At 60.0% G+C, this 18,775-nt stretch carries 15 protein-coding genes and 1 pseudogene; 8 read left to right on the top strand and 8 right to left on the bottom strand.

All coding sequences use genetic code 11. The annotated features are described in order from the left end of the window. Nucleotides 1-140 precede the first annotated feature (140 nt). Nucleotides 141-1,262, top strand: coding sequence for a beta-ketoacyl-ACP synthase III (locus V5E99_RS16330; protein ID WP_499803357.1), 1,122 nt, complete (start codon nucleotides 141-143; stop codon nucleotides 1,260-1,262). Between the two features lie 261 nt (nucleotides 1,263-1,523). Here the strand turns inward: V5E99_RS16330 and V5E99_RS16325 are convergent, their stop codons facing one another. Beyond that, nucleotides 1,524-2,855 (bottom strand): putative porin, encoded by a 1,332-nt coding sequence (locus V5E99_RS16325; protein WP_499803356.1) that lies wholly within the window; start codon nucleotides 2,853-2,855, stop codon nucleotides 1,524-1,526. A 282-nt stretch (nucleotides 2,856-3,137) separates the two neighbouring features. Between V5E99_RS16325 and V5E99_RS16320 the strand changes: the two genes are divergently transcribed. Then, nucleotides 3,138-4,262 (top strand): GNAT family N-acetyltransferase, encoded by a 1,125-nt coding sequence (locus tag V5E99_RS16320; protein WP_499803355.1) that lies wholly within the window; start codon nucleotides 3,138-3,140, stop codon nucleotides 4,260-4,262. Nucleotides 4,263-4,277: 15 nt separating this feature from the next. Here the strand turns inward: V5E99_RS16320 and aqpZ are convergent, their stop codons facing one another. The 5 genes from aqpZ to V5E99_RS16295 form a co-directional block, all read right to left on the bottom strand. Next, a complete protein-coding gene (aqpZ, locus tag V5E99_RS16315; RefSeq protein WP_499803354.1) occupies nucleotides 4,278-4,973 on the bottom strand; it encodes an aquaporin Z in 696 nt (231 codons plus the stop codon). Nucleotides 4,974-5,274: 301 nt separating this feature from the next. Further along, complete coding sequence (locus tag V5E99_RS16310; RefSeq protein ID WP_499803353.1) at nucleotides 5,275-7,107, bottom strand: ABC transporter ATP-binding protein; 1,833 nt, start codon at nucleotides 7,105-7,107, stop codon at nucleotides 5,275-5,277. Between the two features lie 85 nt (nucleotides 7,108-7,192). Further along, entirely contained in the window at nucleotides 7,193-7,750 is a 558-nt protein-coding gene (locus V5E99_RS16305; RefSeq protein ID WP_499803352.1) for a peptidylprolyl isomerase, read from the bottom strand. Beyond that, entirely contained in the window at nucleotides 7,744-8,559 is an 816-nt protein-coding gene (locus V5E99_RS16300; RefSeq protein WP_499803351.1) for an alpha/beta fold hydrolase, read from the bottom strand. Before V5E99_RS16300 ends, V5E99_RS16305 begins: the two co-directional genes overlap by 7 nt. A gap of 14 nt (nucleotides 8,560-8,573) precedes the next feature. Next, nucleotides 8,574-9,497 carry a PA3225 family LysR-type transcriptional regulator gene (locus V5E99_RS16295; RefSeq protein WP_403099186.1) on the bottom strand — a complete coding sequence of 308 codons (924 nt, stop codon included), beginning with the start codon at nucleotides 9,495-9,497 and terminating at the stop codon, nucleotides 8,574-8,576. A gap of 49 nt (nucleotides 9,498-9,546) precedes the next feature. Between V5E99_RS16295 and V5E99_RS16290 the strand changes: the two genes are divergently transcribed. The 3 genes from V5E99_RS16290 to V5E99_RS16280 all read left to right on the top strand — a co-directional run bounded on the left by V5E99_RS16290 (nucleotide 9,547) and on the right by V5E99_RS16280 (nucleotide 11,898). Further along, nucleotides 9,547-9,861, top strand: coding sequence for a hypothetical protein (locus tag V5E99_RS16290; protein WP_499803350.1), 315 nt, complete (start codon nucleotides 9,547-9,549; stop codon nucleotides 9,859-9,861). Between the two features lie 236 nt (nucleotides 9,862-10,097). Then, nucleotides 10,098-10,697, top strand: a complete 600-nt coding sequence (locus tag V5E99_RS16285) for an FMN-dependent NADH-azoreductase (RefSeq protein WP_499803349.1) — start codon at nucleotides 10,098-10,100, stop codon at nucleotides 10,695-10,697. A 334-nt stretch (nucleotides 10,698-11,031) separates the two neighbouring features. Beyond that, entirely contained in the window at nucleotides 11,032-11,898 is an 867-nt protein-coding gene (locus V5E99_RS16280) for a carboxylate/amino acid/amine transporter (protein WP_499803348.1), read from the top strand. Nucleotides 11,899-11,985: 87 nt separating this feature from the next. Here V5E99_RS16280 and V5E99_RS16275 read toward each other — a convergent pair whose 3' ends face one another. Beyond that, a complete protein-coding gene (locus tag V5E99_RS16275) occupies nucleotides 11,986-13,284 on the bottom strand; it encodes a mechanosensitive ion channel family protein (protein WP_499803347.1) in 1,299 nt (432 codons plus the stop codon). Nucleotides 13,285-13,477: 193 nt separating this feature from the next. On the opposite strand from V5E99_RS16275, the gene V5E99_RS16270 reads away from it, so the two are divergent. Beyond that, complete coding sequence (locus tag V5E99_RS16270; protein ID WP_499803346.1) at nucleotides 13,478-14,824, top strand: DEAD/DEAH box helicase; 1,347 nt, start codon at nucleotides 13,478-13,480, stop codon at nucleotides 14,822-14,824. A gap of 160 nt (nucleotides 14,825-14,984) precedes the next feature. On the opposite strand, the gene V5E99_RS16265 is transcribed toward V5E99_RS16270, so the two are convergent. Beyond that, a complete protein-coding gene (locus tag V5E99_RS16265; RefSeq protein WP_499803345.1) occupies nucleotides 14,985-16,271 on the bottom strand; it encodes a CitMHS family transporter in 1,287 nt (428 codons plus the stop codon). Between the two features lie 270 nt (nucleotides 16,272-16,541). On the opposite strand from V5E99_RS16265, the gene V5E99_RS16260 reads away from it, so the two are divergent. Beyond that, on the top strand, nucleotides 16,542-17,483 hold the full coding sequence (locus V5E99_RS16260; protein WP_499803344.1) for a hydroxymethylglutaryl-CoA lyase: 942 nt from the start codon (nucleotides 16,542-16,544) through the stop codon (nucleotides 17,481-17,483). A 2-nt stretch (nucleotides 17,484-17,485) separates the two neighbouring features. Continuing rightward, a pseudogene (locus tag V5E99_RS16255) lies at nucleotides 17,486-18,691 on the top strand (CaiB/BaiF CoA transferase family protein). The last annotated feature ends 84 nt before the right edge of the window (nucleotides 18,692-18,775 follow it).

Here is an 18,775-nt window from a genome sequence, read left to right as displayed (position 1 = left end):
CCCGTGGTTTTGAGCCTTCAGGGCAGCCGCGGATCGGAATAAAGCGATGCCAGGTTTGATTCCCCAGACGGGAAAAGACCCTTTGTGTGTTGGTACGTCGGTGCCAACGCTTTCTGCCTGAACAGATTAGAGAAACGACCATGCATAACGTCGTCATCAGCGGCACCGGCCTGTACACCCCGGCCAACAGCATCTCCAACGAAGAGCTGGTGCAGTCTTTCAATGCTTACGTCGCGCAATTCAACGCCGACAATGCCGACGCCATCGCGCGCGGCGAAATCGAAGCGTTGACCGAGTCCAGTGCGGCGTTTATCGAAAAAGCCTCCGGCATCAAAAGCCGCTTTGTCATGGACAAGGACGGCATCCTCGACCCGCAACGCATGGCGCCACGCTTGCCCGAGCGTTCGAACGACGAATGGTCGGTGCTCTGCCAGATGGCCATCGGCGCAGCCGAACAAGCCTTGCAGCGCGCCGGCAAGACCGCCGCCGACATCGACGGCGTGATCGTCGCTTGCTCCAACCTGCAACGCGCTTACCCGGCCATCGCCATCGAAGTCCAGGAAGCCCTGGGCATTCAAGGCTTCGGTTTTGACATGAACGTGGCCTGTTCTTCGGCGACCTTCGGCATCCAGGCCGCCACCAACAGCGTGCAACTGGGCCAGGCCCGGGCGATCCTGATGGTCAACCCGGAAGTCTGCACCGGTCACCTGAACTTCCGCGACCGCGACAGCCACTTCATCTTCGGCGACGCGGCCACCGCAGTGATCATCGAACGTGCCGACCTGGCGACTTCCCCGTACCAGTTCGACATCGTCAGCACCAAGCTGCTGACCAAGTTCTCCAACAACATCCGCAACAACTTCGGCTTCCTCAACCGCGCGGCGGAAGAGGGCATTGGTGCCAGAGACAAACTGTTCGTGCAGGAAGGCCGCAAGGTGTTCCGCGATGTGTGCCCGATGGTCGCCGAGCTGATCGCCACGCACCTGGAAGAGAACAAGCTGAACGTCGGTGATGTGAAGCGCTTCTGGCTGCACCAGGCCAACCTCAGCATGAACCACTTGATCGTCAAGAAACTGCTGGGCCGCGAAGCCAGCGAAGAAGAAGCGCCGGTGATCCTCGACACCTACGCCAACACCAGCTCCGCCGGTTCCGTGATTGCGTTTCACAAGAACCAGGATGACCTGGCCAGCGGTTCGCTGGCGGTGCTCAGCTCGTTTGGTGCCGGGTATTCGATTGGTAGCGTGATTCTGCGCAAGCGCTGAGTTAACGCCTGAAAGATCGCAGCCTGCGGCAGCTCCTACGGATCGGGTTTCACTCGATCGGCGTAGGAGCTGCCGCAGGCTGCGATCTTTTTTTGCGCCGGATTTTTGTGGTGAGGGGGTTACCACAAAGGTGCGGTGTGTTGCTGGAATATGAAAACAGCCCCGTGTTGGTCTATCGGACGGATGATGGGGACCGATAGACCAACGCGAGGCTGTAAAAAAAGCGCTCGGGCTTCCTTGCCCGAGGCGTGTAGCGGGAGGTTAGAACTTGGCTTCGGCATCCAGTTGCAGGGTGTTGATGTCGGAGTCGGTCTTCTTGATGCTGGCGTTGGTGTAGTCAGAGTTAGCCATGAAGTACGTCGCGCCGATGGTGAAGTTGTTGTCGATCTCGTAACTTGCTTTCAACTTGCTGCCGCGCGAGCCGGTGAAGCCGTTGGCGAAGTCAGAGTCGGTGAAGGCGCCGACCACGGCGTTACGCTGCACGTCGCGGTAGTTGTAGTCCACGGCGATCCCGTAGAACTTCGACTTCACGCCCGCCAGCCAACCAGTGTCCTGGTCGTTGCTGGCGTCGCTGTTGTTCACGTACTGACCGTACAGCGACAGCGGAACCGGCAAACCGCCGATGTCGATCTGACCGAAGCCTTCATACAGCTTGAACTGCTCGTTCGCGCTGTTGCCGTTGACCGCCAATGCGCATGGCGCGGTCACGGTGCCGGTAGTCGGGCAGGCGCTGTCCTTGTCGTTGTCGTAGCTGTAGATACTGCCGCCCAAGGTCATTTTCAGGTTGTCAGTAAGGGCGAAGCGCGCACCCAACTGGCCGGCGTACAGGCGCAGGTCGTGTTTGAATTGCACGCCTTCGCCGTCGACGTTGTCCTTGAGGGTGTAGTGACCGGCGCTGCCGAACAGCTCGGTGGCGCCGCCCAATGGGTACTTGTAAGTGACGGCCAGGCCTTCCGGGTTGATGTCGCTATCCCAGATGATGTCGCCCATGCTCACCCATGGCTGAGACATCTTGCCGCCGATCAGGTGCAGGTTTTTGATCGCGTCAGGGTGGTAGTCAACGTAGCCCTGGTCCAGCCAGATCTGCTTCTTGTCGAAGTAGTTGTTCAGGTCCTGGTTGGTGGAACGCGCGTCGTCGCTGCTGCCGGTGGCGATGCGAATGCCGGTGTCGACTTGCGGGTTGATCTCGCTATAGGCACCCAGGCGGGCACGAATGCGCTGACGATCCTGGTCTTTGCTGTTCGGCACGCCATCGTTGTGCACGGTTTCTTCACGGAAACGCACGTCGCCCTTGAATTGAGTCTTGGCGGCCCACGCCAGTTTCTGGTCGAAGGTGCTCAGTTCATTGGTTTTCTTCGCGGTCGCAGCGATCTGCTCGTTGGTCTCTTGCTGAGCCTGTTGGGCGATTTGCTGAGTCTTCTGATCCTTCGCCAATTCGGCTTGCAGTTCGGCGTACTGCGCCTGGGAAATCGAACCGTTGGCCTTGAGCATGTCGAGCAGTTTGGCGTCGACTGCAGCGCTGGCCGGAACACTCATGGCCAGTAGCAGGCCGCCACACAAGGCCGCCGCAGTTTTCGTGGAAGCAAGACGCATATCAATCTCCGAAGATGAGAATGGATGACTGAACCATCCAGGACACAACCGACCGTTGACGGACGGAAAACAGTGACCGGGTAGAACCCGGCGCTCTAAAAACAGGCGCCAGTATCGCGATGGTTTATGACAGTGCAGTGGCAAAGTGATGGCGTCTCGATGACGATACAAAGTGCTCGTGAACCATTGGGCCAGAGCACTGTCCGCGGATGACGGGTGTGGAATAAGTGGCGATAGGCGATACTCGCCAAGCTGTCACGCCAAGCAACAGTGAGAATGTCGATGCCGCTGCAACGTCTGCAAAGCTTGTCCGAAATCGCCGCGCCAACGTGGGACGCGTTGGTGCCTGAGCGTCAGCCGTTTCTGCGCCACGCGTTCCTGAGTGCTCTGGAAGACAGCGGCAGCGTTGGCCCGCACACCGGGTGGCAGCCGGAGCATTTGCTGCATGTCGAAGGTGATCGGCTGATCGCGGCGTTGCCCGGTTACCGCAAATGGCATTCCTACGGCGAGTACGTGTTCGACCACGCCTGGGCCGACGCCTGCGCCCGTGCCGGCATCGAGTACTACCCGAAGTTATTGGCCGCCGTGCCGTTCAGCCCGGTCAGCGGCCCGCGCTTGCTGGCGGCGACGGTCGAGGATGGTTTTGAGCTGTTGAGCAGCCTGCCGGGTTATCTGGAGATCGAAGAACTTTCCAGCGCCCACATCAATTTTACCGACCCGTTCACCGACGCGGCGCTGGCCGAACAACCGGGCTGGTTGCAGCGCATCGGCTGTCAGTATCACTGGCAAAATCGCGGTTATCGGGACTTCCAGGATTTCCTCGACGCCCTCAGTTCGCGCAAGCGCAAGCAGATGCGCAAGGAACGCGAGCAAGTGGCGGGGCAGGGCATCGAGTTTGAATGGCTGGAGGGCGTGCAACTGACCGAGGCGCAGTGGGATTTCGTCTATGCCTGCTACGCCAATACCTACGCGGTCCGCCGGCAAACGCCGTACCTGACGCGGGAATTCTTCAGCCTGTTGGCCGAGCGCATGCCGGAATCGATTCGCGTGGTGCTGGCCAAACAAGGCTCACGGCCGGTGGCGATGGCGTTCAGCCTGGTGGGCGGCGACAGTTTCTATGGGCGTTACTGGGGCTGTCTGGCAGAGTTTGACCGGCTGCATTTCGAGACTTGCTTCTATCAGGGCATGGACTATGCGATTGCCAACGGCTTCCAGCGTTTCGATGCCGGAGCCCAGGGCGAACACAAGTTGATTCGCGGCTTCGAGCCGGTGATCACCCATTCCTGGCACTACTTGCGTCATCCGGGGTTGAAAGCGGCGGTGAAGGACTTTTTGCAGCAGGAACGTGTCGGCGTGCTGGCTTATGCCGAAGAGGCGAGGACCGCCCTGCCATATCGGCAGGACTGATCCCCGCCACGGGCCTCAGGTGCCTTCCTTGCCGAGCCAGCGATACGTCACGCCGCCGACCACCGCCCCGAGCAGCGGCGCCACCCAGAACATCCATAACTGCGCGATGGCCCAGCCGCCGACAATCAGCGCCGGGCCGGTACTGCGGGCCGGGTTGACCGAGGTGTTGGTGACGGGAATCGAGATCAGGTGGATCAGCGTCAAGGCCAGGCCGATGGCGATCGGTGCCAGCCCCGCCGGCGCGCGTTTGTCGGTGGCGCCGAGGATGATCAGCACGAACATCGCCGTCATCACCAGCTCACAGACAAAGCCTGCGGCCATCGAGTATTTGCCGGGGGAGTGCTCGCCGTAGCCGTTGGAGGCCAGCCCCGCCGACAGGTCGAAGCCTTCCTTGCCGCTGGCGATGTAGTAAAGCAATGCGGCGGCGATCACCCCGCCAATCACCTGGGCGACGATGTAGGCCGGCAACTCCCTGGCCGGGAATCGACCGCCGACGAACAAACCCACCGACACCGCAGGGTTGAGATGACAGCCAGAGATATGGCCAATGGCGAATGCCATGGTCAGCACGGTTAGACCAAACGCCAGGGCCACACCCAGCACCCCGATACCCAACGGCGACGACGCGGCCAGCACCGCACTGCCACAACCACCCAACACCAGCCAGAACGTACCTAACAACTCAGTGACTGAACGTTTGAACAGAGACATGAGAGCGTCCTTGATAGGTTTCCTATCGAGACTTTAGTGCGTTATGCATCCTGCGAATTTACGACAGGTTCATCTCCAGAACCTTGGCTGAGTACAGCAGGGTTTTGGCGCAATGCCAGTGGACATGAAAAAACCGCCAGGGCCCGTGGTTGGCGGGTTGTGGCGGTTTTTTGTGTGTCGTAGTTCCAATGTGGGAGCGGGCTTGCTCGCGAAAGCGGTGGGTCAATCGATATCAATGTTGCCTGATATACCGCTTTCGCGAGCAAGCCCGCTCCCACAGGTTCGGTGTTGTTCGTTCGATTCAATCAATCCCGACAAACCCACCCGTCTGATGGGCCCACAACCGCGCATACAAGCCGCCGTGGGCCAGCAGCTCGGCATGGGTGCCGGTTTCGGCGATCTTGCCGTTTTCCAGCACCACCAAGCGGTCCATGCGGGCAATGGTCGAGAGCCGGTGGGCGATGGCGATCACGGTTTTGCCCTGCATCAGGGTTTCCAGGCTTTCCTGGATCGCCGCTTCGACTTCCGAGTCCAGCGCCGAGGTCGCCTCGTCCATGATCAGGATCGGCGCGTCCTTGAGCAGCACCCGGGCGATGGCGATCCGCTGGCGCTGGCCGCCGGAAAGTTTCACCCCGCGCTCGCCCACGTGGGCATCGAAACCGCTGCGACCTTCGGCGTCCGAGAGCAACGGGATGAACTCGTCGGCCCGGGCCTTGTGCACCGCTTCCCAGAGTTCGGCGTCGGTGGCGTCGGGTCGGCCGTAAAGCAGGTTGTCGCGAATCGAACGGTGCAGCAGCGAGGTGTCCTGGGTGATCATGCCGATGCGTTCGCGCAGGCTTTCCTGGCCGACTTCGGCGATGTTCTGGCCATCGATGAGGATGCGCCCGCCCTCGACGTCGTAGAGCCGCAGCAGCAGGTTGACCAAGGTCGATTTGCCCGCGCCGGACGGGCCGATCAGGCCGATTTTCTCACCGGGTTTGATGTTGAGGTTGAGGCCGCCGATGATGCCTTTCTTCTTGCCGTAGTGGAAATCCACCTGCTCGAAACGCACCTCGCCACGGGCCACCGCCAGCGGTTTGGCCTGCTCGCGGTCGGTGACGCTGACCGGTTGGGCGATGGTCTGCAAACCGTCCTGGACCATGCCGATGTTTTCGAAAATGCCGGTGACCACCCACATGATCCAGCCGGACATGTTGACGATGCGGATCACCAAGCCCGTGGCCAGGGCAATCGCGCCCACGGAAATCAGCGACTGCGACCACAACCACAACGCCAGGCCGGTGGTGCCGACGATCAGCAGGCCGTTCATGCTGGTGATGGCCACGTCCATGCTGGTGACTACGCGGCCAGCCATCTGGGCTTTTTCGGTCTGCTCCTTGATGGCTTCCTTGGCGTACTGCTGTTCGTAATTGGTGTGGGCGAACAGTTTGAGGGTGGTGATGTTGGTGTAGCCGTCGACGATCCGCCCCATGAGTTTGGAGCGCGCATCGGAGGACTGCACCGAGCGATCCTTGACCCGTGGCACGAAGTAATAGAGTGCGCCGATGAAACCGGCGATCCAGGTGATCAGCGGGATCATCAGGCGCCAGTCGGCTTCGGCAAACAGCACCAGCGCGCTGATCGCGTAGATCAGCACATGCCAGAGGGCGTCCACCGCTTGCACGGCAGAGTCGCGCAGGGCGTTGCCGGTTTGCATGATGCGCTGGGCGATACGTCCGGCGAAGTCGTTCTGGAAGAAATTCAGGCTCTGTTTGAGTACGTAGCGGTGGTTCTGCCAGAGGATCAGGCTGGTCATGCCCGGGGTCAGCGTCTGGTGCACCAGCAGGTCGTGCAGGCCGAAGAAAATCGGCCGCAGGACCAGCGTCACCACCACCATCCAGGTCAGTTCGAGCGCGTGGTCCTTGAAAAAATCGGGGTTGGGCGTGCCCTGCGCCAGGTCGATGATGCGGCTCAAATAGTTGAACAGCGCGACTTCGATCAACGAGGCAAACAGGCCGACCACCAGCAGGGCGGCGAAACTCGGCCAGACCTGCTTCAAGTAATAGGTATAGAAGGGGAGAACCCGATCCGGCGGGGCCGCCGTCGGTGCATCGCGGAAGATATCGATCAGTTTTTCAAAACGGCGATAAAGCATGGGTTCTCCGCCCGCGCTGGGGCTCTCCTTTGAACAGTGTGAGCGGCGCCGCCAGGCGACAGCCGCTCAAGACATCCGGTGGAACTTAGTCGATGACTTTGGCCGACTTGATGAACACAGGATCGGCCGGCACATCTTTCATGCCGCTTTTGGTGGTGGTCTGGGAGTTGACGATCACGTCCACTACGTCCATGCCTTTGACCACTTTGCCGAACACCGCGTAGCCATCGCCCTGGTCGAGGAAGTCGTTGTCCTTGACGTTGACGAAGAACTGGCTGGTGGCCGAATCCGGATCGGACGTGCGGGCCATGGACAGCGTGCCACGGACGTTATGCAAACCGTTCTTGGACTCGTTCTTGATCGGTGCCTTGGTTTCTTTTTGCTGCATTTGCTGGGTGAAACCACCGCCCTGGATCATGAAACCCGGGATCACACGGTGGAAAATCGTGTTGTTGTAGAAACCGCTGTTCACGTAATCCAGAAAGTTCTTGGTACTGATCGGCGCCTTGACCGGGTCCAGTTCGATTTCGATGGTGCCGTTGGTGGTGACCAACTCAACGTGTGGCGCCTTGGCGGGTGTCGCGGCCATCAGGTTGGCGGCAAACAGCACGGAGCCGGCGACGAGGGCGATTTTTTTCAGCATGGGTCAGTGATCCTGAGTGTGGTGGTGTCGACTGCGGTGAGAAACTCGAGCAGGGTTTGGTTAAAGCGTTCGGGTTGATCCAGCGGGGTGGCGTGGCGCGAATCGGCGATCACCACCAGCCGCGCATCGGGCAGCAGTTTTACATAGGTTTCTTTCAGCGCCACCGGGGTGTAGTCACGGTCGGCGCTGATGATGAGGGTTGGACAGGTGACCCTGGAAAGTCGTTCCTGAACCCCCCAGCCAACGATCGCATCGAAGCTGGCGAGATAAGCATGTTTGTCGTTTTTTGCCCAGCGCTCGGCCATTTTTTGTCGCAAATCGGCCTGCTCGGGTTTCGGGAACAGCTTGCCGCCCAAGGCCTGGCCGATGGTGCGCAGGCTGAGCACGCGCATCAGGCTCCAGCGCTTGAACCACTGCCAGTAATCGTCGCGGCTGCGCAACTTGACCTCGGGGGCGCTGTTGACGATGCACAGGCTCTTGAGCAGGTGCGGCTGATCCGTGGCCAGTTGGAAACCGATCATGCCGCCCATGGACAGGCCCACGTAATGGGTCGGGCCGAGGTTCAGGTGTTCCATCAGGGCGATCAGGTCGGCGCTGAACCCGGCGATGCTGTATCGCTCGCGAGGTTTGTCCGAGCGCCCGTGGCCGCGCACATCCGGGACGATCACCCGGTAGCGCGCGGCCAGTGCCGGGATCTGCATTTCCCAGTCCAGGGTGCTGGAGCCCAGCCCGTGGACCAGCAGCAACGGAGTGCCGTGACCATATTCCTCATAGTGCAGGTTGCAACCTTCATGTTCGAAATAGGCCATGCAGACACTCCTTATCAGGCTTGTTCAGGGGCGGCGAAGGGCGCATCCAGCGGCGCGGTGTCAAAGGTGCGCAGCAGTTCGATGAGGATTTGCGTCGCCGGGCCCAGGGGTTTGTCCTTGTTCGAATACAAATAGAAGCTCGGGTTGCGGCTGCCGCCCTGGTCCAACGGTAGCAGCTTGAGCGTGCCTTCCTTCAATTCCCGTTCGATCATGTGCCGGGGCAACCAGGCGAAACCCAACCCGCTGCTGACGAATGTGGCGGCGGTGGCCAAGCTGCCGACGGTCCAGCGCTGTTCGGCGCCGAGCCAGCCGACGTCCCGTGGCTGCTGGCGGCCGGAGTCGCGGATCACCACTTGCATCTGGGTTTCCAGGTCCTGGAAATTCAGTTCGCGGTTCAGGCGATGCAGCGGGTGTTCGGGGTGGGCGACGGCGACGAATTCGACGTCGCTCAATTCCGCGCCAAGGTAGCCGGGAATGCTGAAACCGGTGATGGCCAGATCGGCCACGCCTTCGAGCAGGACTTCTTCCACCCCCGACAACACTTCTTCACGCAAGCGCACGCGGCAGCCACGGCTTTGCGGCATGAACGCGGTCAAGGCGCGCACGAGGCGGGCGCTCGGGTAAGCGGCATCGACCACCAGTCGCACTTCCGCTTCCCAGCCTTGCTCCATGTGATGGGCCAGGTCTTCCAGTTGGCTGGCCTGTTTCACCAGTTGCCGGGAGCGGCGCAGCAATACGCCGCCGGCCTCGGTGAGCACGGCTTTACGCCCGTCGATGCGCAGCAGCGGCACGCCGAGTTGGTCCTGCATGCGCGCCACGGTGTAGCTGACCGACGATTGCGAGCGGTGCAGCGCTTCGGCGGCCTGGGCGAAACCACCGTGATCGACCACGGCTTGTAACGTTCGCCATTGATCAAGGGTCACGCGGGGCGCTTTCATGATGAGCTCCTCTTGTCCTAAGCTGGCAGTCCTTATTGGAGACTGCCGAATGAAAAAATTCTGTTGTGTGCTGCTCGCGATGTTGCCGCTGACGGCGTTTGCCTATCCGATCGATGTCCAGAAAACCCTGAACGGCTTGAGCATTGACTACAACGCGTCCGACACGGACAACGACATCGCCTCCATTCAGGTCAACAACTACGGCACCACCGATGCGAGCTGCAAGGTCGTCTTCAACAATGGCCCCGAGGCGCCGCGTACCCGCAGGGTCGACGTGCCCGCCGGCAAACACAGCTATGCCACGGCCAAGTTCACCCGCACCATTATCAAGATGCGTATCGACCTGACCTGCACGCCTAAATGAGTTGGAACCCTGTAGGAGTGAGGCTTGCCTGCGAAGGCGGTGCACCAGTCGACGCCGATGTTGAATGAAACGACCCCTTCGCGGGCAAGCCTCGCTCCTACAGGTACAGGGTGTGCTCAGCTTATAAACGAATTTATCGATGCGTTATAGCAGTTATTTGCGCTTTTTCATCGATATGACTCTGTTTAATCTCCACTCCATCGCCTTACAGCATTCTCAGATGGAGCCTACATCCCATGTCACGCGTTCTGATCATCGAAAGCAGCGCCCGTCAGCAAGACTCGGTTTCCCGCCAGTTGACCCAGACCTTCATCAGCCAATGGAAGACTGCACACCCGGCGGACACGATCACCATCCGTGACTTGGCCATCAATCCGGTGCCGCACCTGGATATCAACCTGCTCGGCGGCTGGATGAAACCGGCCGAACAACGCAACGACATCGAACAGGCTTCCCTGGACCGCTCCAATCAGTTGACCGACGAACTGCTGGCCGCTGATGTGTTGGTCATGGCTGCGCCGATGTACAACTTCGCAATCCCGAGCACCCTTAAAGCCTGGCTCGACCACGTGCTGCGTGCCGGCGTGACCTTCAAGTACACCGACACCGGCCCCCAAGGCCTGCTCAGTGGCAAGCGTGCTTACGTGCTGACCGCTCGCGGCGGGATCTATGCCGGTGGCCCGGCGGATCACCAGGAACCGTACCTGCGTCAGGTCATGGGCTTCATCGGTATCCACGACGTGACCTTTATTCACGCGGAGGGCATGAACCTGGGCGGTGACTTCCAGGAGAAGGGCCTGAACCAGGCCAACGCCAAGCTCTCCCAAGTCGCCTGATCCGTTAATCGCCAGATAATCACCAGATGGTCTAGTGACCTGGCGCAACCCTTCAAGCCTGTACGCGCATCGAACCTCCCTTTGCACTTGTTGCTCCTGAGTGTGTAGCCCGATTGAACGCTTTAGCGAGATCGGGCTTTTTTTTGCCCGGAATTTCTCTGGTTCACGCAATCCCCCGTAGGAGCTGTCGAGTGGAACGAGGCTGCGATCTTTTGATCTTTAACAGATCGCAGCCTCGTTCCACTCGACAGCTCCTACGGGGCGTGGGTTGGCTGAGGGTTCGCAGTGAAGGGCAAAACCCGCTATCGTCGCCGCCATTCGAAACGAGGCGAGCATGGGCTATCTACTTTTTGTCACGCTGATCCAGGCGTTTTCCTTCAGTTTGATCGGTGAATACCTGGCCGGTCATGTCGACAGCTACTTTGCGGTGCTGGTGCGGGTGTTGCTGGCCGGGCTGGTGTTTATCCCGTTGACCCGCTGGCGCTCGGTTGAACCTGCATTCATGCGCGGCATGCTGCTGATCGGCGCGTTGCAGTTCGGCGTGACGTACGTCTGCCTGTACCTGAGCTTCCGGGTGCTGACCGTGCCGGAGGTTTTGCTGTTCACCATCCTCACGCCGCTGCACGTGACGCTGATCGAGGATGCGCTGAACCGGCGTTTCAATCCCTGGGCCTTGATCGCGGCATTGGTGGCGGTGCTGGGGGCTGTGGTGATTCGCTACGACCGGATCAACCCGGACTTCTTCATGGGCTTCCTGCTGCTGCAACTGGCCAACTTCACCTACGCCGCCGGGCAGGTGCTTTATAAGCATCTGGTGGCCCGCCATCCGAGCGATCTGCCGCATTACCGGCGCTTCGGCTACTTCTATCTCGGTGCATTGGCGGTGGCGTTGCCGGCGTTTTTGCTGTTCGGCAAACACAACTTTCTGCCCGAAGCGCCGCTGCAATGGGGCGTGCTGGTGTTCCTCGGCCTGGTTTCCACGGCGTTGGGGCTGTACTGGTGGAACAAAGGCGCGTGCCTGGTCAATGGCGGGACGCTGGCGGTGATGAACAACCTGCACGTGCCCGTGGGGTTGCTGATCAATTTGCTGATCTGGAATCAGCATGAAGAGTTGGGGCGGCTGTTGCTCGGTGGGTCGGTGATTTTGCTGGCGGTCTGGATCAGTCGGTTGGGTATCAAACAACAGGCGAAACCTGCGTAGGAGCTGCCGAAGGCTGCGATCTTTTGATCTTGCTTTTTTTAAGATCAAGATCAAAAGATCGCAGCCTGCGGCAGCTCCTACGGGGGGTTACATGATGTGTTTTTCGGGCTCGGGGATGTGGCTGGCGCCGAGCACCGCCGGCAGCAGCCCGGCGCGCAAATCCCCGCCACTCGGCTGCTGGTAAAGGCTCAAGCCAAACTCCGGCAACACCGCCAGCAGGTAATCGAAGATATCGCCCTGAATCCGCTCGTAATCGGCCCACGCCGTGGTGCGGGTGAAGCAGTAGATTTCCAGCGGGATGCCTTGGGCGGTGGTCTGCATCTGGCGGACCATGCAGGTCATGTTTGGCTGGATTTCCGGGTGGCTTTTCAGATACGCCAACGCGTAGGCGCGGAAAGTCCCGATATTGGTCATGCGCCGACGGTTGGCCGACATCGCCGCAACATTGCCCTGGGCTTCGTTCCAGGCCTTGAGTTCGGCCTGTTTGCGGCTGATGTAATCGGTCAGCAGGTGCACCTGGGCCAGTTTCGACTCTTCGTCATCGCGCACAAACCGCACGCCGCTGGCATCGATGAACAGGCTGCGCTTGATCCGTCGCCCACCGGATTGCTGCATGCCGCGCCAGTTCTTGAACGACTCGGACATCAGGCGCCAGGTCGGAATCGACACAATCGTCTTGTCGAAATTCTGCACCTTGACCGTGTGCAGCGTGATGTCCACCACGTCACCATCAGCGCCGACCTGCGGCATCTCGATCCAGTCGCCGACCCGCAACATGTCGTTGCTGGTCAGTTGCACGCTGGCGACGAACGACAGCAGGGTGTCCTTGTAGACCAACAGAATCACCGCCGACATCGCGCCCAGACCCGAAAGCAGCAACAGCGGCGAACGGTCGATCAACGTGGCGACGATGATGATGGCGCCGAGCACGTACAAGACCATTTTCGTCAGTTGCACGTAGCCTTTGATCGAGCGGGTACGGGCGTGTTCGGTGCGGGCGTAGATGTCCAGCAGGGCGCTGAGCAGCGCACTGGCCGCCAGCAGCAGGAACAGAATGGTGAATGACAGGGCGACGTTGCCGAGGAAGATCCGGCTGGTCTTGCTCAACTCCGGCACCAGGTAGAGGCCGAATTGGATCACCAGCGACGGCGTCATCTGCGCCAGCCGATGAAAGACCTTGTTGTGCCGCAAGTCGTTGACCCAGTGCAGCGCCGGTTGGCGGCCGAGCATTTTGGTTGCGTGCAGAATGAGGTAGCGCGCCACTCGTCCGAGGACCAGCGCCACCACCAGTAGCAGGACCAGCGCCAGGCTGGAATGCAGGAGCGGGTGCTGGTCGAGGGCGCCCCAAAGGTCTTGGGCATTGAGCCAGAGCTGTTTGATATCCATGGGCGAAAACGGTTCTTCTGTGGGTTGCGACGGGGCGATTAGAGCATTTAAGACGTTACGGATGACGTTTGGAGACAAATCAGGCAACAAAAAAGCCACTGTTTACTGTCGATTGCATAAAGAAACTCGGCCTCGGCGCTCGAAACCGTTACCCTATGCAGCTGTTTTTTTGTATTTCTTCGAGGTAGCACCCGTGTTTTCCCAATTCGCCCTGCACGAACGCCTGCTCAAAGCCGTGGCCGAGCTTAAATTTGTCGAGCCAACGCCAGTGCAAGCAGCGGCTATTCCGCTGGCGCTCCAAGGGCGTGACCTGCGGGTGACGGCGCAAACCGGCAGCGGCAAAACCGCTGCTTTCGTTTTGCCGATCCTCAACCGTCTGATCGGCCCGGCAAAAGTCCGCGTCAGCATCAAGACCCTGATCCTGCTGCCAACCCGCGAGTTGGCCCAGCAGACCATCAAGGAAGTCGAGCGCTTCGCCCAGTACACGTTCATCAAATCCGGCCTGATCACCGGCGGTGAAGACTTCAAGGTCCAGGCCGCCATGCTGCGCAAAGTGCCGGACATCCTGATCGGTACGCCGGGCCGGATGATCGAGCAACTGAACGCCGGCAACCTCGACTTGAAAGAAGTCGAAGTGCTGGTCCTCGACGAAGCCGACCGCATGCTCGACATGGGGTTTGCCGAAGACGTGCAGCGTCTGGTGGCAGAGTGCACCAACCGCCAGCAGACCATGCTGTTCTCCGCGACTACCGGTGGTTCGGGCCTGCGCGAGATGGTCGCCAAAGTCCTGAACAACCCTGAGCACTTGCAGCTCAACAACGTCAGCGACCTGAACGCCACGACGCGTCAGCAGATCATCACCGCTGACCACAACCAGCACAAAGAACAGATCGTGAACTGGCTGCTGGCCAACGAGACCTACCAGAAGGCCATCGTGTTCACCAACACCCGGGCCATGGCCGACCGTATCTACGGCCGTCTGGTGGCGCAGGAATACAAAGCGTTCGTGCTGCACGGTGACAAGGACCAGAAGGATCGCAAACTGGCGATCGATCGTCTGAAGCAGGGCGGCGTGAAGATCCTGGTGGCCACCGACGTTGCCGCCCGCGGCCTCGACGTGGAAGGCCTGGACCTGGTGATCAACTTCGACATGCCGCGCAGCGGCGACGAATACGTTCACCGTATCGGCCGTACCGGGCGTGCCGGCAACGATGGCCTGGCCATCTCGCTGATCTGCCACGGCGACTGGAACCTGATGTCGAGCGTCGAGCGCTACCTCAAGCAGAGCTTCGAGCGCCGCACCATCAAGGAAGTCAAAGGCACCTACGGCGGACCGAAAAAGGTCAAGGCCTCGGGCAAAGCCGTTGGCGTGAAGAAGAAAAAAGTCGACGCCAAAGGCGACAAGAAGAAAACCGGCGCCAAGGCACCGACCAAGCGCAAAATCGCCAACCGCCCGAAGACCGACGCTCTGTCGCTGGTCAGCAAGGACGGCATGGCGCCGCTCAAGCGCCGCAAGCCGGAAGCGCCGGCTGCTGAATAACGCGCCTTAACGACCGCAAGACTGTGGCAAGGGTGTGTTGGACCTGAGTGATTGCACTCCAATAAAGAACCCGGACAGTGTCCGGGTTTTTTTACGTCCAGCGTTTGTCAGTGAAACGCGATCCCTGTAGGAGCTGCCGAAGGCTGCGATCTTTCAAGCGTTACCTGACAACCGCAATCGAGCCCAATGCGATGGCCGCCAGCAACATCACCCCCACCGTGCCGATGGTCCATTTCAAAGTCATGCGCTGGTTATCCCCATAATCCAGATCCAGCAACCCGCACAGCAAATAGGTGGACGCTACCAATGGGCTGAGCAGGTGCACCGGTTGGCCGATCAGGCTGGCGATGGCCATTTCCTTGCCGCTGATGCCGTAGTGGCTGGCGGTTTCGGCGAGGATCGGCAGCACGCCGAAATAAAACGCGTCGTTGGTCAGTACATAGGTGAACGGCATGCTGATGACGGCGGTAATGAGCGACATCCAGCCGCCAGCCCATTGCGGAATGATGTTGATCAGGCTGTCGGAAATGGCTTTGGTCATGCCGGTGCCGGCCATGATCCCGACGAAGATACCGGCGGCAAAGATCAGCAACGTCACGGCCATGACGTTGTCGGCGTGGCGGGCGATCACCGCTTTTTGGTCTTTGAGATTCGGGAAATTCACCACCAGGCCGATGCCGAAGGCGAGCATGAACAACACGGCGGGCGGCATCACGGCGAGCATCATCAATGCGATCAGGGCGATGGTCAGCGTCGCGTTGAACAGGAAGCGCCAGTCGTTCAGACGAAACTCGGTGAAATGCTCCAGGCCTTCATTGCCGTTGAGCTGCACCACGCCAAGCCGCCGCCGCTCCCGTCGCCCCAGGTACAGCGCGACGAAAATTACCCAGACCAGCCCGAACGCCATCAACGGCAGCATCGCCACGAACAGCTCGGTGATGTCCACGTGCATGGCGCTGGCCGCCCGGGAAAACGGTCCGGCCCACGGCAGAATGTTCATCACGCCGATGGCCAGCAGCAACACGGTGGCCATGACTTGCAAACGCACGCCGGTGCGCCGGTACAACGGCAACAGCGCGGCACAGGTGATGATGTAAGTGGTGGCGCCGTCGCCGTCCAGGCCGACGCAAATCCCCAGAATCGCAGTGCCCAGCACAATCTTCTGCGGGTCGCCTTTCACCGCTTTGAGGATCAGTTTGACCAGCGGGTTGAACAACCCGGCGTCGGTCATCATGCAGAAATACAAAATCGCAAAGGTCAGCATCACCCCGGTCGGGGCCAGCATCTTCAGGCCGTCGAACATCATCGGCCCGAGTGTCGTTGCGAATCCGCCCAGGCAGGCGAAAGCCACCGGCACCAGCAACAGTGCAACCAGCGGCGACAGGCGTTTGCTCATGACCAGGTACATGAAGCACGTGATCATCGAATAGCTGAGTAGGGTCAGCATGGTTTCCCTCGTTTTTATAGGTTTTGTCCGGGTGTGACGGCGGGCGAAAGCAGCGCTCGGTCATTTCTATCGTTCTGTTAGATAGAACATCATTCCTTTTGATGGAACAACTTTCCGATCAAATTTTTGTGCTGTCAAGTTTTTGTCCGTTCGTTGACAAGTCGTCGAAACTCGACAGATACTAAAAACAGAACAATATTCTGTCAGATAGAACGTCTTGCGAGGTGCCCGAAAATACGGGAGTTTCGTAGCGTTTCAGGAGGGCTGGTAATGGGTCATTCGAACGAAATCGATATTCTGGTGAGCGAAGTCGGGCCTCGCGACGGGCTGCAAAGTGTTGCCGCCACCATGCCGACCGAACTGAAGCTGAAATGGATCGCCGCCCTGGTGTATGCCGGGGTGCGAGAAATTGAAGTGGGGTCTTTCGTCTCACCCAAGTTGCTGCCGCAAATGGCTGATGCGGCGCAGTTGGTGGCGTATGCGCGGACCTTGCCAAATCTGTTTGTCACCGCGCTGGTGCCCAATCTCAAGGGGGCCGAAGCAGCGTTCAAGGCCGGCGTGCAGAAAATCACAATGCCGATTTCGGTGAGTGAACCCCATTCCCTGGCCAACATCCGCAAGACCCACGTCGAGGTCTATCAAGAGGTTCGTGCCGTTGTTGCGTTGCGCAACGAGCAATACCCGCACATCGCAATTGAGGCCGGGTTGTCCACGGTGTTTGGTTGCACGATCCAGGGCGAAGTACCGGATGACGACACCCTGCGCCTGGCCACGATCATGGCTGAGTTGGGCGTGGATGAAGTGGGCCTGGCCGACACCGTCGGCTACGCCAATCCGGTGCAAGTCCGGCGCTTGTTCACCCGGTTGCGCCAAGAGTTGCCGGGCGTTGCTGGCAGCGCGCATTTCCACAACACCCGCGGCCAGGGCCTGGCCAATGTGCTGGCGGCGCTGGAGGCCGGGGTGACCACCATCGACGCCTCTCAGGGCGGTATCGGCGGCTGTCCTTATGCGCCGGGTGCGTCGGGCAACATCGTTACCGAAGACCTGGTTTACCTGCTCGAATCCATGGGCCTGCGCACCGGTATCAACATCGATCGGCTGGTGGCCGCTCGCGAGTGGCTACGCCAGGGGCTGCCGGGCGAGCCGCTGTACGGTTTCATCCCTGATGCCGGGGTCGGCAAGAATTTTCACTATGCAAAGAAGGCGGTATGACGATGAGCCTCAGTCCACCACAAAAGCCTTTGCCACTGGCCGGAATCCGGGTCATCGAGTTCGTGCACATGGTCATGGGCCCGAGCTGCGGTCTGGTACTGGCGGACCTGGGCGCCGAGGTGATCAAGGTCGAGCCGACCCCCCAAGGTGATAACACCCGACGCTTGCTGGGCTCCGGCGCTGGTTACTGGACCACCTACAACCGCAACAAGAAAAGCTTCGCGGTGGATCTGAAAACCCCCGAAGGCATGACGGCGGTGAAGAAACTGATCGCCACCGCAGATGTGGTCACCGAAAACTTTCGCCCCGGCACCATGGAAAAGCTTGGCCTGGGTTATGACGACGTCAAGGCGATCAAGCCCGACATTATTTACAGCTCCATGAAAGGGTTCCTGCCGGGGCCTTACGAACATCGCACGGCGCTGGACGAAGTGGTGCAGATGATGACCGGCCTGGCCTATATGACCGGCCCGGTCGGCCAGCCGCTGCGGGCGGGGGCGTCGGTCAACGATGTGATGGGCGGGATGTTCAGCGCCATTTCGATTCTCGCGGCGTTGTTGCAGCGCAGCCAAAGTGCCCAGGGCCAGTTCGTACAGACCGGATTGTTCGAAAACTCGGCGTTCCTGGTGGCCCAGCACATGATGCAAAACGTGGTCACCGGCACGCCGGCGGCACCGATGCCGAGTCGTGTGTCGGCCTGGGCGATCTACGATGTGTTCAGTTGCGCGGGCGAAGAACAGGTCTTCCTTGGGGTGGTCAGTGACAGCCAGTGGAAGTGTTTTTGCGAGGTATTTGGCTTTGACGCATTCGCGGGCGATCCGCTGTTGAGCACTAATAATCAGCGGGTCGCGGCGCGCAAGTTGATCTTGCCGTAAGTTCGCGAGTGCCTGGCGCGCATGAGCAAAGTCGAGGTGATGACCTTGTGCGAAAAGGCTGGCCTGCCGTTTTCACCGATCCAGCGGCCCCAGGACCTGTTCGACGACAAACACCTGAACGAGTCCGGCGGCATGGCGCGGATAACCCTGGCCGACGGCCAATCGGTGACGGTGCCGATGCTGCCGTTTGAAATGGATGGTCAGCGCTTCGGCACGCGGCTGAATGTGCCGGCGTTGGGCAGTCATTCCGATGAATTGCTGGCCGAGTTGGGTTACACGGGGGCCGATATCGCCGCGCTGCACGGGGCAGGGGTTATCAGGTCGCCGGCCTGAACGGGTGCTCAGGGTGGTCGCCGCTTCGATCAACGGTTAAGGTAGCCGCTGCGCAGCCCGGTGCTGGCGCCGTCCTGAAGTTTT

It is taken from the genome of Janthinobacterium sp. LPB2021202312-11-4, assembly GCF_037049705.1.
In the GTDB taxonomy this organism is placed as follows: domain Bacteria; phylum Pseudomonadota; class Gammaproteobacteria; order Pseudomonadales; family Pseudomonadaceae; genus Aquipseudomonas.
Note: the sequence above shows the minus strand (reverse complement) of the source record. Positions and strands in the feature narration are given on the sequence as shown.

What these genes read in the sequence shown, in the direction of transcription:
- V5E99_RS16290 (WP_499803350.1), top strand. Translation starts at nt 9,547, where the DNA reads ATGAAAAAATTCTGTTGTGTGCTGCTCGCGATGTTGCCGCTGACGGCG.
- V5E99_RS16280 (WP_499803348.1), top strand. Translation starts at nt 11,032, where the DNA reads ATGGGCTATCTACTTTTTGTCACGCTGATCCAGGCGTTTTCCTTCAGT.
- V5E99_RS16285 (WP_499803349.1), top strand. Translation starts at nt 10,098, where the DNA reads ATGTCACGCGTTCTGATCATCGAAAGCAGCGCCCGTCAGCAAGACTCG.
- V5E99_RS16275 (WP_499803347.1), bottom strand. Translation starts at nt 13,284, where the DNA reads ATGGATATCAAACAGCTCTGGCTCAATGCCCAAGACCTTTGGGGCGCC.
- V5E99_RS16295 (WP_403099186.1), bottom strand. Translation starts at nt 9,497, where the DNA reads ATGAAAGCGCCCCGCGTGACCCTTGATCAATGGCGAACGTTACAAGCC.
- V5E99_RS16310 (WP_499803353.1), bottom strand. Translation starts at nt 7,107, where the DNA reads ATGCTTTATCGCCGTTTTGAAAAACTGATCGATATCTTCCGCGATGCA.
- V5E99_RS16305 (WP_499803352.1), bottom strand. Translation starts at nt 7,750, where the DNA reads ATGCTGAAAAAAATCGCCCTCGTCGCCGGCTCCGTGCTGTTTGCCGCC.
- V5E99_RS16300 (WP_499803351.1), bottom strand. Translation starts at nt 8,559, where the DNA reads ATGGCCTATTTCGAACATGAAGGTTGCAACCTGCACTATGAGGAATAT.
- V5E99_RS16320 (WP_499803355.1), top strand. Translation starts at nt 3,138, where the DNA reads ATGCCGCTGCAACGTCTGCAAAGCTTGTCCGAAATCGCCGCGCCAACG.
- V5E99_RS16325 (WP_499803356.1), bottom strand. Translation starts at nt 2,855, where the DNA reads ATGCGTCTTGCTTCCACGAAAACTGCGGCGGCCTTGTGTGGCGGCCTG.
- aqpZ (WP_499803354.1), bottom strand. Translation starts at nt 4,973, where the DNA reads ATGTCTCTGTTCAAACGTTCAGTCACTGAGTTGTTAGGTACGTTCTGG.
- V5E99_RS16260 (WP_499803344.1), top strand. Translation starts at nt 16,542, where the DNA reads ATGGGTCATTCGAACGAAATCGATATTCTGGTGAGCGAAGTCGGGCCT.
- V5E99_RS16330 (WP_499803357.1), top strand. Translation starts at nt 141, where the DNA reads ATGCATAACGTCGTCATCAGCGGCACCGGCCTGTACACCCCGGCCAAC.
- V5E99_RS16265 (WP_499803345.1), bottom strand. Translation starts at nt 16,271, where the DNA reads ATGCTGACCCTACTCAGCTATTCGATGATCACGTGCTTCATGTACCTG.